31 protein-coding genes are annotated in these 20,718 nt (G+C 52.0%); 5 read left to right on the top strand and 26 right to left on the bottom strand.

Annotation, left to right across the window (positions count from 1 at the left end; translation table 11 throughout):
- Nucleotides 1–29 precede the first annotated feature (29 nt).
- The gene (locus tag HMF8227_RS01050) at nt 30–1,223 is read left to right on the top strand and encodes a dipeptidase (RefSeq protein ID WP_109338413.1); all 1,194 of its coding nucleotides are present in this window, start codon (nt 30–32) and stop codon (nt 1,221–1,223) included.
- A 105-nt stretch (nt 1,224–1,328) separates the two neighbouring features.
- On the opposite strand, the gene HMF8227_RS01045 is transcribed toward HMF8227_RS01050, so the two are convergent.
- Nucleotides 1,329–2,141, bottom strand: a complete 813-nt coding sequence (locus tag HMF8227_RS01045; RefSeq protein WP_338056542.1) for a PhzF family phenazine biosynthesis protein — start codon at nt 2,139–2,141, stop codon at nt 1,329–1,331.
- Between the two features lie 143 nt (nt 2,142–2,284).
- The gene (locus HMF8227_RS01040; protein WP_109338412.1) at nt 2,285–3,604 is read right to left on the bottom strand and encodes a serine hydrolase domain-containing protein; all 1,320 of its coding nucleotides are present in this window, start codon (nt 3,602–3,604) and stop codon (nt 2,285–2,287) included.
- Nucleotides 3,605–3,837: 233 nt separating this feature from the next.
- Between HMF8227_RS01040 and HMF8227_RS01035 the strand changes: the two genes are divergently transcribed.
- A complete protein-coding gene (locus HMF8227_RS01035; RefSeq protein WP_109338411.1) occupies nt 3,838–4,680 on the top strand; it encodes a choice-of-anchor L family PEP-CTERM protein in 843 nt (280 codons plus the stop codon).
- Between the two features lie 44 nt (nt 4,681–4,724).
- Here HMF8227_RS01035 and HMF8227_RS01030 read toward each other — a convergent pair whose 3' ends face one another.
- From HMF8227_RS01030 to HMF8227_RS01000, 7 genes are all read right to left on the bottom strand, one after another.
- Complete coding sequence (locus tag HMF8227_RS01030; RefSeq protein ID WP_109338410.1) at nt 4,725–5,723, bottom strand: phospholipase C/P1 nuclease family protein; 999 nt, start codon at nt 5,721–5,723, stop codon at nt 4,725–4,727.
- A 118-nt stretch (nt 5,724–5,841) separates the two neighbouring features.
- Entirely contained in the window at nt 5,842–6,264 is a 423-nt protein-coding gene (locus tag HMF8227_RS01025; protein WP_109338409.1) for a GNAT family N-acetyltransferase, read from the bottom strand.
- 26 nt (nt 6,265–6,290) lie between these two features.
- Complete coding sequence (locus tag HMF8227_RS01020) at nt 6,291–6,950, bottom strand: NADPH-dependent FMN reductase (RefSeq protein ID WP_109338408.1); 660 nt, start codon at nt 6,948–6,950, stop codon at nt 6,291–6,293.
- 72 nt (nt 6,951–7,022) lie between these two features.
- Entirely contained in the window at nt 7,023–7,685 is a 663-nt protein-coding gene (trhA, locus tag HMF8227_RS01015; protein WP_109338407.1) for a PAQR family membrane homeostasis protein TrhA, read from the bottom strand.
- Between the two features lie 31 nt (nt 7,686–7,716).
- Nucleotides 7,717–8,244 (bottom strand): nuclear transport factor 2 family protein, encoded by a 528-nt coding sequence (locus HMF8227_RS01010; protein ID WP_109338406.1) that lies wholly within the window; start codon nt 8,242–8,244, stop codon nt 7,717–7,719.
- Nucleotides 8,245–8,299: 55 nt separating this feature from the next.
- Entirely contained in the window at nt 8,300–9,256 is a 957-nt protein-coding gene (locus HMF8227_RS01005; protein WP_109338405.1) for a calcium/sodium antiporter, read from the bottom strand.
- A gap of 48 nt (nt 9,257–9,304) precedes the next feature.
- A complete protein-coding gene (locus HMF8227_RS01000) occupies nt 9,305–9,601 on the bottom strand; it encodes a hypothetical protein (RefSeq protein WP_109340970.1) in 297 nt (98 codons plus the stop codon).
- 286 nt (nt 9,602–9,887) lie between these two features.
- Between HMF8227_RS01000 and HMF8227_RS00995 the strand changes: the two genes are divergently transcribed.
- Nucleotides 9,888–10,550: a cupin domain-containing protein gene (locus HMF8227_RS00995; RefSeq protein WP_109338404.1), complete on the top strand. Its 663-nt coding sequence runs from the start codon at nt 9,888–9,890 to the stop codon at nt 10,548–10,550.
- 48 nt (nt 10,551–10,598) lie between these two features.
- On the opposite strand, the gene HMF8227_RS00990 is transcribed toward HMF8227_RS00995, so the two are convergent.
- Nucleotides 10,599–11,012, bottom strand: a complete 414-nt coding sequence (locus tag HMF8227_RS00990) for a hypothetical protein (protein ID WP_109338403.1) — start codon at nt 11,010–11,012, stop codon at nt 10,599–10,601.
- Nucleotides 11,013–11,163: 151 nt separating this feature from the next.
- Here HMF8227_RS00990 and HMF8227_RS00985 point away from each other — a divergent pair, with 151 nt between their 5' ends.
- Nucleotides 11,164–12,252: a Gfo/Idh/MocA family protein gene (locus HMF8227_RS00985; RefSeq protein WP_109338402.1), complete on the top strand. Its 1,089-nt coding sequence runs from the start codon at nt 11,164–11,166 to the stop codon at nt 12,250–12,252.
- A gap of 75 nt (nt 12,253–12,327) precedes the next feature.
- Here HMF8227_RS00985 and HMF8227_RS00980 read toward each other — a convergent pair whose 3' ends face one another.
- The 16 genes from HMF8227_RS00980 to HMF8227_RS00910 form a co-directional block, all read right to left on the bottom strand.
- Nucleotides 12,328–12,912 carry a class I SAM-dependent DNA methyltransferase gene (locus HMF8227_RS00980; protein ID WP_109338401.1) on the bottom strand — a complete coding sequence of 195 codons (585 nt, stop codon included), beginning with the start codon at nt 12,910–12,912 and terminating at the stop codon, nt 12,328–12,330.
- Nucleotides 12,913–12,930: 18 nt separating this feature from the next.
- Nucleotides 12,931–13,377: a methyltransferase family protein gene (locus tag HMF8227_RS00975; RefSeq protein ID WP_109338400.1), complete on the bottom strand. Its 447-nt coding sequence runs from the start codon at nt 13,375–13,377 to the stop codon at nt 12,931–12,933.
- A 117-nt stretch (nt 13,378–13,494) separates the two neighbouring features.
- On the bottom strand, nt 13,495–13,725 hold the full coding sequence (locus tag HMF8227_RS00970) for a hypothetical protein (protein ID WP_109338399.1): 231 nt from the start codon (nt 13,723–13,725) through the stop codon (nt 13,495–13,497).
- 87 nt (nt 13,726–13,812) lie between these two features.
- A complete protein-coding gene (locus tag HMF8227_RS00965) occupies nt 13,813–14,013 on the bottom strand; it encodes a DUF4177 domain-containing protein (RefSeq protein ID WP_162558439.1) in 201 nt (66 codons plus the stop codon).
- 53 nt (nt 14,014–14,066) lie between these two features.
- On the bottom strand, nt 14,067–14,753 hold the full coding sequence (locus tag HMF8227_RS00960) for a hypothetical protein (protein WP_109338397.1): 687 nt from the start codon (nt 14,751–14,753) through the stop codon (nt 14,067–14,069).
- Nucleotides 14,754–14,841: 88 nt separating this feature from the next.
- On the bottom strand, nt 14,842–15,081 hold the full coding sequence (locus tag HMF8227_RS00955; protein ID WP_162558438.1) for a hypothetical protein: 240 nt from the start codon (nt 15,079–15,081) through the stop codon (nt 14,842–14,844).
- A gap of 21 nt (nt 15,082–15,102) precedes the next feature.
- The gene (locus HMF8227_RS00950; RefSeq protein WP_109338395.1) at nt 15,103–15,516 is read right to left on the bottom strand and encodes an MAPEG family protein; all 414 of its coding nucleotides are present in this window, start codon (nt 15,514–15,516) and stop codon (nt 15,103–15,105) included.
- A 135-nt stretch (nt 15,517–15,651) separates the two neighbouring features.
- Nucleotides 15,652–16,098, bottom strand: coding sequence for a hypothetical protein (locus HMF8227_RS00945; RefSeq protein ID WP_109338394.1), 447 nt, complete (start codon nt 16,096–16,098; stop codon nt 15,652–15,654).
- Between the two features lie 45 nt (nt 16,099–16,143).
- Entirely contained in the window at nt 16,144–16,320 is a 177-nt protein-coding gene (locus tag HMF8227_RS14990; RefSeq protein WP_162558422.1) for a hypothetical protein, read from the bottom strand.
- 86 nt (nt 16,321–16,406) lie between these two features.
- On the bottom strand, nt 16,407–17,213 hold the full coding sequence (locus HMF8227_RS00940) for an alpha/beta fold hydrolase (protein WP_109338393.1): 807 nt from the start codon (nt 17,211–17,213) through the stop codon (nt 16,407–16,409).
- 97 nt (nt 17,214–17,310) lie between these two features.
- Nucleotides 17,311–17,502 (bottom strand): hypothetical protein, encoded by a 192-nt coding sequence (locus HMF8227_RS00935; RefSeq protein ID WP_420820544.1) that lies wholly within the window; start codon nt 17,500–17,502, stop codon nt 17,311–17,313.
- 144 nt (nt 17,503–17,646) lie between these two features.
- On the bottom strand, nt 17,647–17,835 hold the full coding sequence (locus tag HMF8227_RS00930) for a hypothetical protein (RefSeq protein WP_109338391.1): 189 nt from the start codon (nt 17,833–17,835) through the stop codon (nt 17,647–17,649).
- Nucleotides 17,836–17,868: 33 nt separating this feature from the next.
- Nucleotides 17,869–18,441 carry an HNH endonuclease gene (locus HMF8227_RS00925; protein ID WP_239421170.1) on the bottom strand — a complete coding sequence of 191 codons (573 nt, stop codon included), beginning with the start codon at nt 18,439–18,441 and terminating at the stop codon, nt 17,869–17,871.
- Nucleotides 18,442–18,555: 114 nt separating this feature from the next.
- Entirely contained in the window at nt 18,556–18,840 is a 285-nt protein-coding gene (locus HMF8227_RS00920) for a hypothetical protein (protein ID WP_239421169.1), read from the bottom strand.
- A gap of 119 nt (nt 18,841–18,959) precedes the next feature.
- On the bottom strand, nt 18,960–19,166 hold the full coding sequence (locus tag HMF8227_RS15300; RefSeq protein WP_109338389.1) for a KTSC domain-containing protein: 207 nt from the start codon (nt 19,164–19,166) through the stop codon (nt 18,960–18,962).
- Nucleotides 19,167–19,175: 9 nt separating this feature from the next.
- Nucleotides 19,176–19,394 (bottom strand): hypothetical protein, encoded by a 219-nt coding sequence (locus tag HMF8227_RS00910; RefSeq protein WP_109338388.1) that lies wholly within the window; start codon nt 19,392–19,394, stop codon nt 19,176–19,178.
- Between the two features lie 334 nt (nt 19,395–19,728).
- On the opposite strand from HMF8227_RS00910, the gene HMF8227_RS00905 reads away from it, so the two are divergent.
- A complete protein-coding gene (locus HMF8227_RS00905; RefSeq protein ID WP_109338387.1) occupies nt 19,729–20,712 on the top strand; it encodes an integron integrase in 984 nt (327 codons plus the stop codon).
- The last annotated feature ends 6 nt before the right edge of the window (nt 20,713–20,718 follow it).

Here is a 20,718-nt window from a genome sequence, read left to right as displayed (position 1 = left end):
CTAAAACAACAAGAAAAGAGGAAATCACTTTGCTAAAGAAAACTGCCCTGTTTGCCCTGCCGCTATTGGCCAGTGTGAGTGTCAGCGCCATTGAGCCCAGCGATAAAGCTATTCAACTGGCTCAGGATACCATCATCACCGATGGTCACATCGATGTCCCCTATCGTCTGAACGACGGCTGGGAAGACGTCACTCAGGCCACCGATGGCGGTGATTTCGATTATCCCAGAGCGGTTCAAGGCGGCTTAAACGCGCCGTTTATGTCCATTTATATCCCGGCCCGCTATGAAAAGCAGGGCGGCAGTGTACTACTGGCCAACAAGCTGATCGACAGCGTAGAAGCCATCGTCGGTCGCGCACCGGGCAAGTTTGCCCTGGCCACCAGCCCGGACGAAGTGGAAAAGGCGTTTGCCGAGGGTAAGATTGCCCTGCCCATGGGCATGGAAAACGGCACGCCCATCGAAGGTAAAATAGAAAACCTGAAGCACTTCTATGACCGTGGAGTGCGTTACATCACACTGGCCCACTCGGAGAGTAACCATATTTCCGACTCCTCCTACGATTTGCGCCGTCAGTGGGATGGCCTGAGCGATTTTGGCAAGGAGTTAGTAGTGGAGATGAACCGCATCGGCATGATGGTGGATATCTCCCATGTCTCCGATGACGCCTTCTGGCAGGTGATGAAGATTTCCAAGGCGCCAGCCATTGCTTCCCATTCCTCGCTGCGCAAATACACACCCGGCTTCGAGCGCAATATGAGTGACGACATGGTCAAAGCGCTGGCAGAAAATGGCGGCGTGATCATGATTAACTTCGGTTCCAGCTTTGTGTCTAACTCAGCGCTAAAATGGAATAACCAGTTTAAAGATAAGATGGCCGAGAAAAACCTGTCCTGGGGCGACAGCGGTGCCAATAAATTTGCCAAGATGTATCGCAAGGATAACCCCTACCCTTATGCCAGCTTAAAACGGGTACTGGACCATATCGACCATGTGGTTGAACTGGTGGGGATTGACCATGTGGGGATTGGCTCTGACTACGACGGTGTGGGTGACTCTCTACCGGAAAACCTCAAGGATGTGTCTTCTTACCCCAATCTGGTACAGGGTCTGATTGATCGCGGCTACAGCGACGCCGACATCAAAAAGATCCTGTCCGAAAACACTCTGCGCGTCTGGCGTGAAGTGGAAGCGGTCGCCAAACAGATGCAGCAGTCGTCCTGAGTATTACCTAGGTCTCGGCTCCGGGCCGGGACCTGCTGCCAAACAATATTTAATAAGGGCCGCCTAGGCCCATTTACTGACCAGAACGAAAACCGCACAGCCCGGCTAAATTTTCTCGCCGCCTGGTAGGTAGATCTTGCCAATTAAATACGTCACCGCCTGTCCTTTCAGCATCACCCGGTCACCAATCAGCTCACATTCCACCACGCCGCTGCGGGCAGACAGCTGCTTTCCGGTAAGTATAGGTTTATCCAGTTTCGACGCCCAGTAAGGCGCTAACTCACAATGGGCCGAGCCGGTAACCGGATCTTCATTGACGCTCAATCCGGGAAAGAAACAACGGCTAACAAAGTCATGTTCGCTACTGGCAGCGGTGACGACCACCCCCCGCTTATCCAAATGCTTCCAGTGACCCAGGTTCGGTTTCAGTGTCTGCACGGTTTGTTCACTGTCCAGCTCAACAATAAAGTCAAAGCCTGCGGTCACGTTCACCGGAGACACTCCCAGCCCTGCCAGTAAGGCGGTAGGTATGGACACCGCCTCAGGCTCCGAGGCTGGAAAATCCATGGCTAAATGCGGCCCCGAGCGACTCACAGTCAATACACCACTTCGGGTATGAAATCTCAACGTTTCCCGGGCCACATTCCCATGCTCAAACAGCACATGGGCGGCCGCCATAGTGGCATGGCCACAGAGGTCCACCTCATCGGCTGGCGTAAACCAACGCAGCTCGTAATCGTCCTCTCTGACCACCAGAAAAGCGGTTTCAGACAGGTTATTTTCGTTGGCAATCCGACGCAGGACATGGTCTGGCAACCAATACTCCAGAAACACCACGGCCGCCGGGTTGCCCTGGAAAACAGTATCGGTAAAGGCATCAACCTGGTAAAGAGGCAGTTCCATCACAGTTTGTTGCATCCATTTTGTTGGGTCACTGATTTCACCAATCCTAGCAGAAACTGCCATTTGAACGATGGAATTGATACAGCCTGCCGGTTAAAACCGATTAATCACTGCCTGTCTGCTTCAGAGCCTCTCACCTGCCACAGCACAGCCCCAGGTTACCCGTTTTCACTCAACGCCAGCACACTGTAAACCCTATCCAAAACGGCTTGCCAAACTGGTTTTACAGAAGGGTAGCCCTCGGTTTTGTCCGGCAAGGCCGGATGCTGCCTGTTGGTGAGCAGTATCACCACTAACTCGTCCTGCGGCTGAATCAAAAACTGCGTACCGGTAAAACCTGGGTGCCAGTAAACCTTTGCCCCATCTGGACTGGTGGAGGCCCAGTAGCCGTGAGCCTGATTGTCATCAAAAGGGGTTTGAAAGAAGACCTTGACCGTTTCCCGGTCAGTAATGCGCGCCTTGCCATAACAACCACCATTAATCAGGGTCTGTCCTAGTATCGCCAAATCCCCGGCAGTGCTGAACAGCCCGGCATGACCGGCCACGCCGTTCAGCCCATAATAAGCATTGCCATCATTGGCCTCGCCGACAAGGGTGTACTGGCGGTAATCAAACTCCTGCTCATCCGGTATGGGGCGGGCCATGGGGTAGGGCTTGCCCGTTTTTATCATCTTCCGCTCGAAGGGGTTGCCGTGAGAAGTGGCAGCAATACGTTGTTTTAACCTGGCTGGAGGCCGGTATTGGGTATCAGCCATGCCCAGAGGCTGATAAATATGCCGGGATACGTACTGGTCCAACGTCACCGCCGTTACCCGCTCGATCACCTTGCCCAACAAGATAAAGCCAAAGTCAGAGTAGGCCCGGCGCTCACCGATGGGATAGCGTCGAGGTAAACCGGCCAGATAGTCCACCACATCCGGCTTTTGCTCATTCAGAAATAACCAGCTGGGCTGCCATTGCCATAAACCGCTGCGATGCGTTAGAAGCTGCCGCAGTGTGATGTCGGCCTTATCGGTGCCGACCATCTCTGGTAAATGCTCACCCAGTGTATCGTCCAGAGAAAGCTGGCCCTCACTAACAAGGCGCATCAGAGCGGTAGTCGTTGCCGCCACCTTAGTCACCGAGGCCAGGTCAAACAACGTATCGGGCTGCATGAGTCTGGGTGACTCATGCTCCACAAGACGTCCCTTCTCATCCAGCCACATCTGCTGTGCCTGCCCCACCGCCTGGTGATAAATCACATTGCCCTTATAGACCACTAAAGCCACAGCGCCAGAGTACTTTGCATTACTCCCGACTCCTGCTGAATCTTTTAAGAGCGTCCCGACTGCCTTCGTTAACCGGTTACTAATAATGCTTTTCTCTTTCTTGAGAATAGGGCAGGTTGCAGCCGGTCCCGCCACAGCCGTTTGAGAATAGACTCCCCCCCCTCCGGGTATTAGCAGTAGGAACAATATCGGCAATAAGCCTGTTCTCATTTCAACCCAACATTTAGACCTTGCCAAAAACGATCTCCTCTCATCCGAACTTCTTTTGTCAGCATATTTTACAGTCCGTGCTTTCATGCCCAATAAGCTTTATTAAAACGGCTTTTAAAGCAAAGGGATACTTATTCTGGCACAGAGTGTGCAGTTATCACCTCTCTTGTTGTAACGACGCACTGGATATCTAAGCAGTTCCAGTAAACTGATTAACATTGGAGCGCTTCATCATGTTAAGGCTAACCATACTGATACTTACCATGTTGTCATTCAACAGCGTTGCAGGGCTGATTGTCACGACCTCATCAAGTGGCAGCGATTTCACAAATGCAATTAGCGGTAGCGGCATTACTATCGATTCAGGGTCGGTTAATTATATCGGCTCCGACACACAAGGCGGCCTATTCTCGGGTGGAGTAAGCGCCGGTATCGGGATCGAATCCGGCATCCTGTTAACATCCGGAAACGCCACGGGTGCCGTCGGTCCCAACACCAACACTGGCTTTTCCGGTAATATTGGCTCTGCCGGTGACGCGGATCTTTCCGCCCTTATTGGCGGTACATCCACCAATGACGCCAATATTCTGGAATTTGAGTTCACTACGGACACTGGAAACCTGTTTTTTAATTTTGTGTTTGGGTCTGAAGAGTACAATGAGTATCTAAGCTATATTGACCCCTTTGGCCTATTAGTGAACGGCGTAAACTATGCGCTGGCCCCCGATGGCCAAGCCATCTCGGTGGGTACGGTTAACTGCGGCAGCACTGGCGCTGGCACTGGCCCCAACTGCTCCTACTTCAACAACAACGTCGGCGGTATTTTTGACATCGAATATGATGGTTTCACCGATGTATTTACGGCCAGTATTTCGAACCTGGCCATCGGTCAGACTCACACTATGAAGTTCGGTATTTCTGACGCGACTGACAATGCTCTGGATAGCGCGGTCTTTATTGAAGCAGGCTCATTCTCCAGCACTGACCCTGCCATCTCGGTGCCGGAACCTTCCAGCATGCTATTACTGATATTGGGACTGCTCAGCCTTTGCTTGTTAAGGGTACACCGTTACTGAGCATGGTATGCAATCATACAGGCCCACACCAGTGGGCCTGTTCATTAACGACTAAGCTGCCGCTCAACCCAGTTTAACACTCTGAGATCGGCTTCCACCGCATCCCGTTGCCGGGCAAAGAGAAAGTCTTTGTAGCGGACATCCTCCTTCTCAAACAGACACAACCGCCCCTCCGCATTCTCAAGCGCACCGGCCTCACCAAACAACGGATTCTTAGTCACACCATCTTGATGATAGACCGCATATCGACCAAAGAAAGCCTCTCCTTCAGGCGGTTGCCAGAAGTCCTGCCAACGATGCTGAGGGCAATCGGGTATGGCCTGCTGTAAGGCATGCAATGTCTGACGGGCGGTTTGCCGTAAAATGGTGTCGATTTTCGGGTTATGGTGGCTTATTTGCTGGCAAAATCCTGTATCTTCAAGCAGCTGACTTTTAATTCTTGAGCTTTGCACCGGCTGTTTATCGACGGCATCGATAATCATGCCTTTAAACTCGGGCCGAAACGCCTGCATATAATCGACTAAGGGCTTTAACTGGAAGGGCCCCACCACCTCAATCAAAGTCGGCCCGTGATAAACCGGCACCACATGGGCGGGCACCGTCATATCCTCAATAAAGTGCATCAGGCCACCGGCAAACATCAGCTTATGATAGGGTTTTCGGTGCTTCTCCAGCCCCTGCTTTAAATCTTGCCAGAGCCGCTCCAGTGACTGCTCCACTAACAAAGCCCGAGAGTGATGAGTACGCTCAGGATGATAAAAGTGCCAGTTCACCGAGCGCCGCCACAGACTAAAAACCCCGTCATCATTCAGCCGTAGCCAGTCGACAAGGTCGAAGCCCAGCCCCTCATCCATGGCACGGTTACCTTCCACCAGCCGTGCCCGCCAGCCGGACACCCGGGCCAAATGGCTGCCAGTAAAGCAACGTTGATATATCTCGGTGGCGACGTTAGTCAGCGGCTCATGCCCCGACTCTGGCTTATAGGCGAAAGCCGACGCGGCAAATAGGATAGTAATGAACGTAAGTAGCAACCCGCGCGACATTCCCTGTCTCCTCTTATTTCTCAATGGCTTGATTTGAAGTCACACAGCTTAGTGTAGCCTCAGCTCAGCCGACCTGGTAACTATAAAGCAACAACCGTTGCCACTGGACACAAGGTCATCAAAGCTTTGTCAGCGCAAAGTGATGGCTGGCGATATGAAAGCCTTCGCGCAGATAGAACTTATGCGCATCGAAACGCTGCACGCCCGAGTCCAAACGAATCTGTTGGCAGTCATGCTGGCGGGCGTAATCTTTAAACCAGTTGATAAGAAAGGCACCCACTCCGCTGGCACGATGTTGCTCGCAGGTCACCAGATCATCGATATAAATGTGTTTGCCCCAGGCCAGTTTCTCGCTCATCACAAAGCCTGCCGCCGCCAGCACCTGCCCCTCCTGCTTCACGTAGACAACTCGATAGCCTTCAGCCTGCTGCCGCTCTATCTGTTCCATCAGGGACTGATGGTTATATTGCGGACGAAGCTGGAGCAGTGTCTCCAACACCCCATTGAGATCGTCGTTATTCTCCAAAAAATACACATGCATATCGGCAGCTCCTTTTTATATCCTGGTCAGGGCGCATTACGTTCGGAAGGAGCCCGTTTGAAGGCCTTGATCGACGCGTGAGGGTCATTGTGTTGCCGCTCGCGGCTTGTCGCCTGCGCCCACCACAATAGCTGCTTAAAGCTGCGGCCAATATAGTCAGCCCAGCGATCTTGCTCAGCGCCAACCTGCACCTGCCCACTGTCCGTAAACACCTTCTGCGCCTCAGGAATATGCACCATGGCCGATACCGGCAAGCAGCCCAGCTCCGACAAAAACGTACGCATTCCCACCGCCGCGCGCATACCGCCCCACTGCCCTGCGGAGTAGGTAACAATGGCGCTGGGTTTGTAGGAAAACAGCGAACTGCCAAAATGATTCAAAAGGTGAGTCAGCGCTGGACTCATGGTGTGATTGTATTCCGGGCTGACCATAATGTAGCCATCGGCGGCTTCAATCTGAATTGCCAGCGTGTCCAGATCCTCCGGCACCCGGCTTCTGGGATAAGCGAAGTGCGGCTTAAACACCGGCCCGGCAGGATAATCCAGCGCATCGACCAGCGTGACGTCTATCTCTGGCGCCTGATGCTGAAACCAATCCAGGCAGGCTTTCGCCACCCGTTCGCCCAGACGGGACGGACGAGGCGGACTGCTGTCTCTCACCGTACCGAGGAAAAGCAATAACTTCATTCTGACATTACCACCACTGAGTTTCAGTCAGACAACCATACTGGTATTAGTGAGCAGAAGAAAGCCACCGGCCTACCCCGGCCATTTCAGCAGGGTTTTAACAAACTGCCAGTGCCAGGCGATTCCCGCCAACACGGCGATGTGAAATAGCTCATGAGGGCCAAGCACACCGTCGATAAGCACCGGCCAGCGCAGAAAATCCAGTGTTGCACCCAGCGTATAGGCCAGTGCCCCGAAAAGTAACGGCCTGATGATCGCCAGACCATGCATACGGTGAGTCAGATAGGCTGAGACAATCCCCAGCCATCCCAACCCGATATAGAAGATAAGCCCCAGCCATTCGGCGAAATCATTAAAGAAAATGGTTTTCAGCGTTAAACCTGTGATGGCCAGAGTCCAGATAAAGGCCAGGAAGCCCCAACACCAAAAGCCACGAAAGATAATAGCGTGAATGGGCGTGAACGTGCCGGCAATAAGCAGGAAAATACCGGCATGATCCAAACGTTTTAGCACCGCCCGTCCGGTAGTGCCCGGCTCCAGCAGGTGGAACACGCCGCTCATGGACAGCAGAAACACCACCGAAAACACATAGATGCCAACGGTAATCACCCGCCGCCGCTTTCCTAAGGCCTGTTGGATCAAAAAGTAGCCCGGAATCAGGACCAGCCCGGCGGCTAACAGGTGACTGATTGAACTAAAGGGGTCGCTAAAACCGGGGATCTGGATAACTTCCATCAGGGTCTTCTATGCGTTAAGGAATTTTTCATTAACTGCCAAGCATAATTTTCTTAGGGGTATAGTTAATCCAGTCTTCTTGCGCAATCACCTTGCCCGCCTGGTTCAGCTCCTGCCAAATGATGAACTTCCAGGGCCCCATCCTGTTACCGTTATACTCAAACTCCCTGAATACCCCTTTCGTGATCACTTGGTTTCCCGATATCACCTGTTCCTCAACCTCCAGTGCAGGCCCTGCGTCAACCACCGTGAAGTCGCCGCGGTGCCAGTCAAAGAAGTCTCGTATATTGTCCTTACCGTTAATTTCATTGCCATACACGATGTCCGTTAGCTTTGCGTCATCAGCATAAAAGCGCATAAAGCGATCGAAGTCAGACCGCTCGGCATAGGTTTCAAAATACGAATGGGCAACCGCCTGTACGTCGGCCTCAGAAGAGTTAGGCAATACCGTGCAAGCGGATAGCAATAAGCAGTACACCAGCGACAAGGCTCCTGCGACTCCCTTCCCTAGCCTGAACGCACCGATACGGGCCTGAATAGCGTTATATTTATACATCATATTCTCTTGATTCTGTTTGCATGCGCGAAAGGGACATGGCGCTATCGCCCTCTGGTTATAAGGCAATATAACTCACTGTGACATAGGCAATATAACCTAACAGCAAGACAGCCCCCTCAATCCGGCCCAGCCTGCGACCACTGTATAACATTCCCATCAGGACCACCGCCACGCCCAGCATGACCCACTGGTCAAAGGCTGCCACCCGCCCGGACAAAGCCAGAGGCTGCGTTGCCGCCGAAATACCGAGGATCCCCAACAGATTAAAAATATTGCTGCCGAGAATATTACCCACCGCCACATCGGCATGCCGGCGAATCGCCGCCATAACAGAGATGGTTAACTCCGGCAGAGAGGTCCCCACGGCGACCAGAGTTAAGCCGACAACCGCCTTGGGAACACTTAAAAGCTCAGCAATACCCACTGCGCCTTTCAACAATACCTGCGAGCCGCCAATCAGTGCCGCCAACCCAACCATAATGGCCCCAAAAGACCATGCCAGGGACTTGGGTACCGCCTGTACTTCGACCGCCTCTGCCTCGTGCACCCTGGCAACGGGCAAGGCTTTGTCCCGCTCACTGCGATAGGCCCAGATTAAGTAGCCCGCCAGTGCCACCATTAAAATCACCCCGTCAATGCGCGACAAAGCCTGACACCAAGCCAGTCCAATCATAAGCAGACTGGCACCGACGACCACAAGCCCATCCCGGTTCAACGCCGTGGGCGTCACCGCCATAGGGGTTATCAGCGCACAGAGGCCTAAAATAAACAGGATATTGGCAATATTGCTGCCCACCACATTGCCAATGGCGATATCAGGCTGCCCGCTCAGAGCGGCATCCAACGACACCACCATCTCTGGCATAGACGTACCGAAGCCAACGATCACCAGCCCAGACAGTAAGGCCGATATCTTAAGCCTTTGGGAAATCCCCAGAGCGCCGCGAATTAATGCCTCCCCGCCGCCTGCGAGTAGCGCGATTCCCGCTAATAGATACAAAACCTCAAGCATTGGCTCTCCTTCATCCTGCCGCCTGATACCGCTGCCGAATGACAGCTGCTAGGACGATGTTTGAATATAATTGCGATGAATATACGCGCACCACTGGGGCGACGTTAGTGCAGGCACTGACTCATCCTCCCGAATCCCCAACCTGAACTCAATAACAGAACGCCACTCCTCAGAACCATAGTCGGGACCATGGCCCTGACCATCTCCGGTCGGAATGAGACTTTCGACAAGCTGGTACCAGCTTTCATTGCAACTAATGGCATCACCTGAATCGGTGACTCTGGCCCCTTCGCAGCCTGCAATCATTACCAAACCTGATGCCAGAATGAGTCCGGTTTTAGTCATCGTGCACCTCATCTTACCCTGCTAAGAAACAACGATTGTCCTGCAAGGTGCTTAGGAATAACATAAATGCTCCAGCGCCTGCGAATGATATGGCCAGACATTACCGATAGAATAGCGGTAACGCCGCGTTTTATCTTATTGCCACAAAAGTCACCACGCACTTGTCTTGTCAGGGTGGCTCGTTTTGAGTGTGACCGGCCTGAGACAATATACCAGCACAGACGCCCACGTGGCTTTTGCGTTCGATAACCCATACTATCAATAATCTTCAGTTTGAGAGGCACAGATGACAACCCGCCTTAATGCAGACTTTGAGCAACCTGTGGTAATCCGGCCTGAGGATTATCAATGGTTGGACTCACCCATGCCCGGCGTGCAGCGCATGATGCTGGATCGCATTGGGGATGAAGTAGCCCGGGCCACATCGCTGGTTCGTTATGCGCCTTTTAGTGAGTTTTCACCCCACACCCACGATGGTGGCGAAGAATTTTTAGTACTGGAAGGCACCTTCGCCGACGAGCATCAAAGCTACCCCAAAGGCAGTTATGTGCGTAATCCCATCGGCACCGCCCATCAGCCCCGGATTGGTGAAGACGGCGCCACCATATTCGTAAAGCTGCACCAGTTTGATAAAGCAGACCAGCAGCAAAAGGTGATCAACACCCATACTCAGCCCTGGCATCAGGGATTGGTGGATGGGCTCACCGTCATGCCACTGCACGAATTCCAGACCGAGCATGTGGCGTTGGTAAAATGGGCACCTAACACTCAGTTTAAACCCCACCGACACTGGGGCGGCGAAGAAATCCTGGTCTTGGAAGGCACGTTCTACGATGAGCATGGCGTGTACCCCAAGGGAACCTGGCTACGCAGCCCCCACCTGAGTGAACATACGCCGTTTACCAAAGAAGATGGTGCGCTGATTTACGTCAAAACCGGGCATTTGTAAAAACGCCCGGCGCCACTGCGTGGCAACAACGCCAGTGTGGCTTTGCCACTAAAACAGGCGGCGAATTTTTGCTGACAGCCAGGGCGCAGCGAACGTCATAACCAGCGCCAGAGCAAACAGGTTGCCCTGTGTAACATCGAAGACCTGCAAAACCTCAGACCAGGACTTACCAGAGACGAAGTACCCCAGCAGCAATTCAAAAACCAGTGTGAGCACAAACCAGACCGCCCCTATAGCAAAGCTGGCACGGCTTGTCTCAGGCCGAAGCCAGGGCAGGCTTAACCAGGCTATCAGCAGGATAAGAGCCGTGAGCAACACACCACTGGCTGGCAGCGCCAGCTCCGCCCCGATCACGGGGACCAGCAGCAACTCCCGAATGCCCGCATTTACTATCGCCATTAGCAGTATTATCAACCAGATACCCACTGCTTTAAGCAACCGGCTGGTCTGAGTCATCTTCATACAGGTTCCTTTTCGCCTTTCTCGGACAGATTACACCGCCAGCCTCGCCCCTACTCTGGCAACCAGAGCCTCAGTCTTCACGGAATTAAGTTGCGCATAACTCCGCCATTAACTATCTGTTATAGCCTGTTTCTTGTCGAGAGCTTAGGTTTTGAGCCAGATTGATCGTCGCCGCTTTTTAAAACTGTTCAGCGCCGCGTTAGCGGTTGGCAGCACTAAGCTCAGTGTCGCCGCAACCATGTCACAGCGCAAAGTCGGCGTGGCATTACTGGGACTGGGCAACTACAGCACCCACCTGTTGGCCCCGGCACTGCAAGCCACCCGCTTCTGTGAACTGCGCGGTATAGTGACCGGCTCACCGGAGAAGATCCCGAAATGGCAGCGCCGGTACGGGATACCCGATGCCAATGTGTACAGCTACGACACCATGCACCGGCTGGCCGACAACCCGGATATCGATGTGGTGTATGTGGTGACACCGACCAGTTTGCACCTGAAGTACGCCGAACGTGCCGCCAGCGCCGGTAAACATGTATGGTGTGAAAAGCCCATGGCGATGACCGAAGCCGAATGCCAGCGCATGATCGATGTGTGCAACAAAAACCATGTGCAGCTTGCCATTGGTTACCGGATGCAGCACGAACCCAATACCCGCGCTATGGCCAACTATGCCCAAACCAGCCCCTTCGGCACCATAACCTCGGTCAGCAGCTTTGCCGGCTATCCGGGCAATGGCTTACCGGCCGATAACTGGCGTATGCAAAAGGACATGGGCGGCGGTGCTCTCTACGATATGGGCGTATACCCCATTAACGGCGCACGCTTTCTAACCGGCATGAACTCGGTGGCCGTGACCGGTCGGTTTGAAAAATCCCACCCCGAGATCTTCACCCAAGTGGATGAAACCACCTATTTTACCCTGGAGTTTGCCAATGGACTTATCGCCGATTGCGGCACCAGTGTGGTGAGAGGCTTTAATCACCTGCAGGTGGATTGCGAATCCGGCTGGTACCGGTTAGCGCCCATGCAGAGCTATTCGGGCGTGACCGCCACCACCAGCTCGGGCAAGCGACTGGCGCCCATCAAGGGCATGCAGCAAACCCTGCAGATGGACAACGACGCCCAGGCCATTCTGGGCCAGGGCCCAATTCTCGTGCCCGGTGAAGAAGGCCTGGCCGATATCCGACTGGTGCAGGCTATCTTTAAAGCCGCCGAATCCGGCCGGCGAGTCGCGCTATGAGCGTTTCCTGATATTCGTGCCGCTTCTGATTGCCTCAGTCATACTGCTACCTGTAGAAGCATGGAATCGCCTCATCTAGTTATTACGGGCCACACCCATCAATACGTCCATTTTGTCGCCCCCGGCCTGCACTGAAAAAGCGGTGGATACCGTGCAGTCCACCAGGCCAGCGGCGGTCATCGCCGAACGGATCTGGTGCGGTGAAAATCCTGCCCCCTCATCGTCCTGCTTTTTGAGCCAGTCCCACTGTATAAGTCTGCCACCAGGCTTCAGCAGTTGCTTTAACAGACTGACCGTCTCCACGTAATCGGGCACAAAGGCCAGCGCCGATGACGCCACAATAAGATCAAACCCCGGGGTGAGCAGCGGATGCTCGGCGGCCAGTTTAGGGTCTAACCCGGCAGTGATGGTGGCCACATTGCTCAGCCCCTTATTCTCCAGTACAGCAATCATTTTTGGGGCTGGGTCCAGTGCCACAATCGATGCGGCCGAGGGCGACAACCGCTCGCTCAGCAAGCCCGTACCACAACCAAAGTCGAGAACCCGGAAGCCTGCCGGATCCATAACCTGTATCAGCGCCTGGTGTGCTTTATCAGCATAGGCGATGACCGCTTCATTGCTGTCCCAGCCCGGGGCATAATCGTCCCAGCTTTCACTCATTATTCATTCTCCTGTTGGCTATAACCAGCGTCGGACCCGGCGAGTATACGCTGTGTACGATTGCTGAAACATGGCCTTGAGGGCTCTTTCTTCCTCGGGAATTTGAAACCGGTTGATGTACCAGAAAAAGACAACGCATGCGGGCAATGTGTAGAGGTTCGCTAAAGCGATAGACCACGCCAGCAACATCATCAGAAAGCCGACATACATCGGATTGCGGGAGATCCGGTATATACCGGTTTCCACCAGCGAGCTGGCTTTATCCGGCGATAAAGGGTTAACGCTGGTCTTCGAACGCCTGAATGCCAGCACCCCACTTAAGCTAATGCCTGAGCCCGTGATGAAGATAACGGCGGCTGCCGTGAACCGCAGTACAGGATGCACAACCACCGATGGCGTAAACAGTGAGATGACATACATCAGCGCGCCCAGTAGTAAAACAAGTAATAGAGGGGGTATTTTCATATTTCCTTAGAGGCCAGTTCTGCACTTCAACATTGGAATATTCGACCGAAGCTCTCACTTTGGATACACACTACGCGTTACTGTCCCTGCGAGCCTGCAAACGATTAAGTGCGATTATTATGTTCGTGCCAACGCAAAACGACGCTTTAGTCTTTTTACGCAGCGCACAAAAGTCGCTATCGCGGTCACTCCGCCACAAATAACGCCGAATTGAAGCATCGATAACTCAACAGTGCCCGATACGAAAAATCGACCCATCGCTGAGCCAAGAATAAAGATAGCAACAATGAGCACGGCAACTGAAAGAACCAACATTGCCCCCACCCCGGCGATTTCCCATTTATTCATACTAACTCCCTAAATAGTTTTAACTGCATAAGTCCAGTAAAAGGGGCGCAACTTGTTAAATGCTGTATTGCCCTGCGTCAGATGCCGTTATTTTCTGCGTTTTGCGAGTCCGTGAAAGTGGGTGGGGCCGCCCGGAATGGTTGGGTCCATATTGAAATCGATATCAATGATCTCCCAACCATCTTGCCCCAGACTATTCAGGTAGCTCTCTACAGAGTCGACGGTTCGACCTTTTAAAAAGCCTTCCTTTTCGGCCAGGGAAGAATCCACAATTTTATATTCCCACATTTTCATTCCTCTTCTCGTCATTTAGGTATTGTTTTTTCAGGCGTATCTGCGCATTACCATTGGAACACTCGGTCAAAGTTTTCTCCGTCCCGAATTCTGGCCAGTTTTGAATACAGGCTCGCGGGCTCCAGCGATTCCACCGCCAGCCTCGAGGCGAGATAATGCTTGTGGGTATTGGCGCCATCGAAAAAGGCTCCACCAGTATTGAGTTGCTTTACAGCATCGACCTCGGCCTGGCTCAGGTGAATGTTTTTAACCAAAAACGGCGATCGGTGATCCACCATCAGAGCCACGCCCTCATTAAACCAAACCGGTATTTCCTGCCGAAACCTAAACCAGCCAACCCGCTGGCCGACTTCGGCATGTACCCATTCATGGGCGATCACATCCACATTCTGACCCTTTGGCCCAAGGACCATGCAGGTTCCAAAAGGAGTAAAGTGAGCGGTAGCCGTTGAGTTAGCCCCAAAATCAGCCGCTTGTTCTGCGTTGGCGACCAGGATCAGTGTTGGCCGCGCCGTCAGCACGCCAAACGTCGCCTCGACCCGTTCTTTCCCCTTGCGGACTGGTGTCAAAAGCGAATCCGGGTTATTCAGCTCGGGGGAGGCAAACACACCAGGCGCAATCATTTGATAGCCGGATAACGACACCGCCTCGCAGGCGATAGCATGACGTTGCCAGAAGAGACCGGCAGCGATAACCACCAGACATAGCAAAGCCACTAACTTAATAACCTTCATTGCTTTCCTTAAGAAGCGGGGCGGCGTCAATCGATACCTCCCCGAGTTTATCAACACGCTGACAGCCATCCATAACGACTGTGACTTGCTATGTTTTACCCTCGCCGCTGTCGGCTTCGGCTTTTTTGCTTTTCCTGGCCCGAAAATGAACAACCGCGGAGCGCAGTAAGATGATGGCCCCGACGATAGTCATTATCAGCCAGGGGAGTACACCAAAATCCCGTTTAATATCTAACCGGTAGGCGGTTTCAACGGCATCAATGATTTCTGGAACGACGAGCCCTGTGATGACCAGCGCAACACCTACTTTGGTCCATTGACCCATCATGCTTCACCACTCACCGCCCTGTTACCCTTGGCTCACTAAGGAATAGAGTTCATACCACATCCCCAGCAACACCAAAGTGGACAACAAAAATATCAAAAAGCGGTGGAGGGGGTGGTTGTAGCTAATGTGGATTGCCGTATGCAGTACCCGCAGCCCCACAAAGGCCCACGCCATAGATAAAAACAGTGGGCTACTGACCGTTAACACCAGACTCAGTACACAGACCACATAGAACAGCACCGGCAACTCCAGTAAATTGCCAAAATTACGCTCTAGTTGTTTTAGGTGCTCCGGCAACTCGTAGCCAGACATCAGTTTAAAATAACGTCCGTCCACTTGGCCTTTTTTGATACTGGCAAATCGTGCGCCCCCGAGCGCAAAGCCCACCAGCGCGGTGAGTATGACCATGCTAAAGATGGGGTTGAGAATTTCCATGGTTTGTTCCTCCTGAAACCGGCACGCTGACCGTATTGATTCGATAAGGCATCAACATATCACCCACAACGACCCGGTGCACACACCGGAACGGCACTTCTGTGCGGTTATGGCCTGTAAAGGTTGCGGCCTTGCTCAGCGCTGACCAGCCCCTTTCTGACACGCCTGCTCGATATTGGCTTGCAACCCGTCAAGCCCCTGATCACCAACGAGGGCGTTGTAGGACTGGATACCCAGCCCTATGACAACCAGTGCCAGCGCCGGTGATAACATCCCGGCGACGGCAAGCACCCGAGCTTTAGCGCCGGTTGTGACTTTGCGCCCCTTAAAGCCGGGCATTCCCGCTGGCGGAAACTGCCCGCTTTTCAGTGACTCATAACTGATGTAACTCATATAGCCTGCGCCCAGAAAAACCGTGGCTGGCAGCAGATAACAATACATCAGCATGGCTAAAACCAGGGTATTAACACCGAAAAGCGGCTCACACTCCGGCCGGTGCAGAATCATCAGGTAACCGGTGAAGCCAAGCTGCAGGGCTATCAACAGCAGTAGCGGCCAGTAAAACTTAACAACGGCTTTCATCGGCCTTACCACGCCATAAGCTTAATGACATTGTGTGGCATCCGCTCACTGCCTGCGCCGCCTGACTGGAAACAACCCCAGCCAAAAGCCCGCCTCAAGGATGAAGCCAAGAATGATAAAGACAAACATGCCTGTTTGACTGCCAACGCTATAGGCCGATATCGCAGCAATAAGCAATGCAAGTAAAATCAGATAACGATAAAGTCTTTTCATCGTGCTCATCACGTCCCTTTATTTTTGTGTCTGTCGTCCATCAGCCGCAACTGCAGTGACACAGACACTATGAGTTGCCGTCACGGCTATTTGGGTCACAGCCGCTGTAGTAACCGTTTTAATTCCTCGACAACCAGCTCTGGCACATCGTCCTGCACATAGTGGCTGCTTTGTTCCGCCAGAACAGCGCGCCCACGGGGAAAGGCCTGCACCCAGTCACTCTGATACTGGCCCCATAGCTTACGCCCCTCGGCGCTTTCAAACAGGTTTCTGGGTTCGGCGGGCACCTTCGCCGCGGCGATCAGGGTAACGGGCAGATCGCCAATGGCCTCATAGCCTAACGACTCAGTCTTATCCCAGATAATATCCAAAAAGCACCATTTGCCCGCGCCCGCTTCATAATCCGCTTGCTTCACCGCTTGAATCTGCCTGGGGCCATCCACCGGGTCCAGTTGTTTTAAAATATCCACATCGTGCGGGTTATAGGGGTCGAGCAACAACATGGCCGAGACCTCGCCCCGATGCGCCGCAGAAAACTGCCGCGCTGTAATGCCGCCAAAAGAATGCCCCACATACACAAAGGGCCGCTCAATATCGAGGGCAGTAAGAACCTTATCCACCTCCGCCACATAGTCCTGTCGGCTGCGCTTGCCTGTGCAAGCGTCAGACTCGCCCTCACCCAGGCGGGAAAAGCGAATGGCGGTGATATTGGAGGGCAACTGCTCCCAAACCGAATCCCAGCCAGCCATACCCATCAGGGCACCGGCATCGAACAAGACCGGAATTGGCCCATCGCCCTTTACCTCATATTCGATGGCCTTGCCGTCGATGGTCAGTGTGGATGAGGCACAAGCCACCTTTACTACCGCCAGTAGCAGCAAAGCCAGTATCAGTCGTAACATAAAATTCCTTACGTAAATGATGAAGCAGGTGAGGCGAAAGGCGTCGGCCCTGTGACTCGCGCTCACTTACAGGCAGCCTTTAGTCTGAACTATCGACTCACTGCTTTGGGGAAGCATCATCCGTTTTTAACGGCGCCAGTAAAAGATAAAAAACCCAGGCGAACCAGGACACAAAGATCACCAACAGAATCCAGGCAATCTTCTCATTACCCCGGGTCCTGTCTGAAATACCAATCATGATCACCGGCACCAGCCAAATAACTAAGAGGATTGGTAGCAGGATTAACATTTCCATATTATGACTCCCCTGTTTATAGACGCACTGCGATGGATAACAAGCCACGTAGAGCGGCTCTTATTGTCGAAGCCTACAATACCCCCAACCAACCGTCTTTAGCAGCAGTAATTGGATAATAAGCTTCCTGCCGCTGTTTTATCGCTCAGCTACTTTAAAGGCCTCATTAATCGCTGCGCCCACCACTGCCGTCATAACACCGAATATGGCCCCTTCACTGGAGGGGTATGCAATGCCCCCAGCGGCCTCCAGCAAACTGGTCACGACCAACGACGCGACTAAACCAATACCTGAATACTTAAGCCATAGTTTGGTTGATGCTTTCATTACGCACACTCCTTGTATTGCTGACGCGACTTGTTAGCCATAATGAGCTTCACGGTGGCAGTTCGGACAAACCGCTTCTGTATTATCGATTGTATCCGTTCCGCCCTCGGACAATGGGACTGTATGGTGCACTTCAAGGTATGGCGAGTTATCAAATCGCTTCCGAAAGGGTGCTGGACTTCCACACCTTTCACATACCCCATTTGCACGTCTGAGTACAAAAGCGGATACATATGGATTTCGTCCGAACTGGTAGCTAGCTGTCAAGTGTTTGACTGGCTTCTTCGGCGCCTCATTAGCACGCTTACGAATTTCCTCATCCGAAAGCGTGCTTCCAGCCAACTGATCTGCTTTTTTACGCCACTCGTTGTAATATTTTTGTTTACTATCCAGCCGAACGACCGAATATTCCCGCTCTGCGAGCTCTTTCCGTGCGTGGCTAGTATTGAAATTTCTAGGCGCGGAATTGGTTGCTAATGCCCAGATGTACTTGAGCGGATACAACCGACCTACCCCGTCCGCGACATACCAGTCTCGTTCTACATGCGTCCAGGGCCGCTCACCGGTACGGTACCGGGTAAATGCTTGCTCAATCTCTTGGCTCATATGCCTCATTCACTTTTACTGGCTAACGCCCCAAGCAGCGGAAAACGCGAACGTTTTGGCGCAGCCAGTGAGTGGTTTTCCGATGACTTGCCTTGTTAGCAGTAAATTGCATGACTATTGTTCAGCAACACATTTAAATCGGATTTCTGTTTTAGGGAAATTACCGAAAATATAAGGTGGTTTTGCATCGATTGTTTCTATTACTTGAACAATTTTATTAGACTTTCGGCATTGAGCATAAGCTTCCTTCATTGCCTCAGCTTTTAGAGTGCCCATTCCAGAAAAACCAGTCGCTGCTTGACGAGAAACCATATAAGTATCTCCACCCATCGGGATAATCCCAGAGTTTTGAGCGCAACTAGTAAGAAATAAAACTAATATCAACCATTTCAACTTCATATTAAAAACTCCCTTTTACTGCTAACGCCGCCAACACAGGCGGCCGAAACGTAGTGTAGGCCGTCCAGTGCAATGCGCTTTTTGCATTGCACGATTGTGCTTGGCCTTGTTAAATGTTTTTAGCAATCGTAGCGATCTTTTATATATTGGTGATAATACTGACCAACTGAGCGAGCATTCACGAACTCTCTAAATACCCGCTCAGGAACTCTGCAAAATGTATAGACAGGGTCACTATCTTCAAAGTCGATATACATACGCATTGAATCTGAGTCATACCCAATGCGGCGGATTGCCGTAGACCTAACATTTACCCACTCAGTCATTTAGGCCTCCTATTTTTTAAGCCAAGGCAGTGTATTGGAGGGGCCATAAATATGACCATCTTCTATCCAAAACTTACCACCATCAGTTGGGCCCCAAATCCAGTTGTCTTCAATCCACCACTTTCCAGAATTGTATGGCCCCCAGACCCAACCATCGTCGATCCAGAACTTACCCGATTCTTCAGGCCCCCAAATGTAATTATCGTCAATCCAATATCCGGTATACATGATTACTCCCTGTACATTTAACAGTTATTAGTGTGCATGCGCACTAAATACGGGATGATTGTAGCTGGTTTGAGGATAGCGCATCGGTTAACTCCTTTTAAAACAATCCTTTAATGGCCTTTGGGCAGATCGCCATGTGCCAGAAGATATGTAGAAAGTGAGCACAGTCTAACCGAGCGCTCGCTAAAAACACAAGCTTGACGAAAAATGGCGTTTTATCAAACTGTTGCGATAACCCTCTTGCACAATGCGAGCACCAGTACACTCTCTCCAACTGGAAAATGACACATAGTCTATTATAACTGTATATAAACACAGTTGTGGGTAGGGCCTTATGCCAAAGTCTCAGTTTATGGAGTCGGTAAGAGCTGCACTTAGGACTCGTCAATACAGCATTCGAACAGAAAAATGTTATCTGTACTGGGTGCGTCAGTTCATTCGTTTTAATGCCATGCTACACCCGGAGAACATGAACAATGAGCATGTCGAGCGGTTTCTAACCGACCTTGCCGTAGCCAAAAAGGTCAGTCCTTCAACACAAAACCTCGCACTGTGCGCCATCGTATTTATGTATCGCTATGTAATTGGTAGGGAGCTTGAAGGTTTGAATTATGGCTATACTCGGACACCGAAAAATTTGCCAGCGGTGCTGTCTCCCTCGGAAGTTAAAACCATTATGGAGCAGCTTCACGGAAGAGCAAAACTCATTACCGCTTTACTCTATGGATCTGGCTTACGCATTCACGAGGCCCTACGGCTCAGAGTTAAAGATATAAACTTCTATGATCGGTCTGTTTTCGTTTTTAGAGGTAAAGGGCGTAAAGACAGATACACCCTTTTACCCAGTGGGCTTGTCCAAGGGTTGATGCAACAAATGGAAAAAGTCAGGGAGTCGCATAATGCTGACCTTGCCGAAGGGTTCGGCGCTACCTCCGTACCTGCGTCTTTAAAACGTAAATATCAGTCGGCATTAAATGACTACGCGTGGCAGTATCTCTTCCCGTCCGATGTGCGCTGCCAACATCCAGTGGATGGCTATATCTGTCGCCATCACTGGCATACGTCCTCTTACCGACGGCAACTCAGAGCTGCGGTGGTAAAGTCCAACTTGCCCAAGCGCGTGACCGCGCACACGTTTCGTCACTCTTTTGCGACCAGGCTACTGGAACAAGGAACCGATATTCGCACCGTTCAGGAATTGCTGGGGCACACTGATTTGAAAACAACCGAAATCTATACCCATGTTCTTGGGAGTAGGCGAGCCGGAGTGTTAAGCCCCGTAGACGGCATAATTAATACGAAGCAACAAAACTCATAGCAATAA

The sequence above is a fragment of the Saliniradius amylolyticus genome, assembly GCF_003143555.1.
Lineage (GTDB): Bacteria > Pseudomonadota > Gammaproteobacteria > Enterobacterales > Alteromonadaceae > Saliniradius > Saliniradius amylolyticus.
Note: the sequence above shows the minus strand (reverse complement) of the source record. Positions and strands in the feature narration are given on the sequence as shown.